The following is a 2,010-nucleotide window of genomic DNA, read 5'->3' on the forward strand; positions in this document are numbered from 1 at the left end:
TCATCTTCAGCGAGCGGCCGGTCATGATGTTGTCGAGCGTCGACATGCCCTTGAAGAGCGCGACGTTCTGGAAGGTGCGCCCGATGCCCCCGCGCGCGGCCTCCGAGGGGCGCATCCTGCCGCGGCGCCGGCCCTTGAAGGTGATGGCGCCCTCGGTCGGGTGGTAGAAGCCGTTGATGCAGTTCAGCATCGAGGTCTTGCCGGCGCCGTTCGGGCCGATGATGGCCCGGATCTCGCCCTTGCGGATGTCGAAGGAGACCTCCGTCAGCGCCTTGACGCCGCCGAAGGCGAGCGAGACGTTCTCGACCGCGAGGATCGCCTCTCCCGGCGCGACGGAGGTCCGATCCTCGGAACGGACGGCATCAGGGCGATCGCTCAAGGAAGGGCACCCCCGGCAGGCGGATTCGGACGATCCGGCATCTTCGAATCCGTTTTGCCTCCAGGCAAGGGGAGCGCCTGAGACTCGGGGGCGATCGGGCGAAACACGTGGCCGGTCGTCCCCTTGTCATTCCCGGCGGCCCGAAGGGTCGGGAAGGGAATCCGGAGCCGCCCGCGAGCCCTCGTGGATCCCTTTCCCTCCATTTCGCTCCGGTCGGTGACGGCAGGGAGGACGCTTCATCCGATTGCCCTGGGCCGGGCGCCCCTCTTGTGGATGAGAACAAATCGTGTACATTGCCCTTGCGGGGCGGCGTTGAGTCCGGTCTCCGCCGCTGTCATAAGGGCCTCCCTCATGTCGTCAGCTCTGCGCCTCGTCGAGAAACCCCCCATGGACAAGACCAAGGCGCTGGATGCGGCGCTCTCCCAGATCGAGCGCGCCTTCGGCAAGGGCTCGATCATGCGGCTCGGCAAGGCGGAGAAGGTTGAGATCGAGACCATCTCGACGGGCTCGCTCGGGCTCGACATCGCCCTCGGCGTCGGCGGCCTGCCGCGGGGGCGCGTCATCGAGATCTACGGGCCGGAAAGCTCGGGCAAGACGACGCTCGCCCTGCACACGATCGCGGAGGCCCAGAAGAAGGGCGGCGTCTGCGCCTTCGTGGATGCGGAGCACGCGCTGGACCCGGTCTATGCCCGGAAGCTCGGCGTCAAGCTGGACGATCTCCTCATCTCCCAGCCCGATACGGGCGAGCAGGCGCTCGAGATCTGCGACACCCTGGTGCGTTCGGGCGCGATCGACGTGCTGGTGGTCGATTCGGTGGCGGCGCTGACGCCGCGGGCCGAGATCGAGGGCGAGATGGGCGACGTGCAGCCCGGCTCGCAGGCGCGCCTGATGAGCCAGGCGCTCCGCAAGCTCACCGGCTCGATCGCGCGCTCGAAGGCGATGGTGATCTTCATCAACCAGATCCGCATGAAGATCGGCGTGATGTATGGCTCTCCCGAGACCACGACGGGTGGCAACGCGCTCAAGTTCTATGCTTCCGTCCGCCTCGACATCCGCCGCGTCTCGACCTTGAAGGACCGCGACGAGGCGATCGGCAATTCGGTCCGCGTCAAGGTCGTCAAGAACAAGGTCGCTCCTCCCTTCAAGCAGGTCGAGTTCGACATCATGTTCGGGGAGGGCATCTCGAAGGCGGGCGAATTGATCGACCTGGGCGTCAAGGCCGGAATCGTGGAGAAATCGGGTTCCTGGTTCTCCTTCGACAGCCAGCGGCTCGGCCAGGGCCGGGAAAATGCCAAGGCCCTCCTGCGCGACAACCCGGAGATCGCGCTTCGCATCGAGCAGGCCATCCGCCAGAATGCGGGCCTTCTCGCCGACCGGATCCTGGAGAACGCGACCCCGACCGAGGAGGATCTCGACGACGGGGCGCCGTAGCGCATCTGCGCGGCGGGGCATTGCCCGGCCGCGTCCGGCAGCCTATGAGGGGCGCCCCGTTGGGGCGTCGCCAAGTGGTAAGGCAGCGGTTTTTGGTACCGCCATTCGGAGGTTCGAATCCTCCCGCCCCAGCCACCCGCGCGGTTGCGGTGGCTTGGTCTTCTTCTCACGTCTGGCACAGGCTGGCGGGAACGGCTATC

The 2,010-nt window shown here is 66.8% G+C and carries 2 protein-coding genes and 1 tRNA gene; 2 read left to right on the top strand and 1 reads right to left on the bottom strand.

Translation table 11 applies throughout. From position 1 onward, the window contains the following. Positions 1–316 (bottom strand): ATP-binding cassette domain-containing protein (locus tag PKD06_RS08875; protein ID WP_324379699.1); only part of this gene is annotated, 316 nt, incomplete at its 3' end. Between the two features lie 414 nt (positions 317–730). Here PKD06_RS08875 and recA point away from each other — a divergent pair. Both recA and PKD06_RS08885 read left to right on the top strand, forming a co-directional pair. Then, positions 731–1,810 carry a recombinase RecA gene (gene recA, locus PKD06_RS08880; protein WP_324379640.1) on the top strand — a complete coding sequence of 360 codons (1,080 nt, stop codon included), beginning with the start codon at positions 731–733 and terminating at the stop codon, positions 1,808–1,810. 60 nt (positions 1,811–1,870) lie between these two features. Next, a tRNA-Gln gene (locus PKD06_RS08885) sits at positions 1,871–1,945 on the top strand. Positions 1,946–2,010 lie beyond the last annotated feature (65 nt).

The organism is Enterovirga sp., from assembly GCF_035325185.1.
GTDB lineage: Bacteria > Pseudomonadota > Alphaproteobacteria > Rhizobiales > Beijerinckiaceae > Enterovirga.

Bases quoted from the DNA above. Each gene is read 5' to 3' on its own strand.
- recA (WP_324379640.1), top strand. From the start codon at position 731: ATGTCGTCAGCTCTGCGCCTCGTCGAGAAACCCCCCATGGACAAGACC.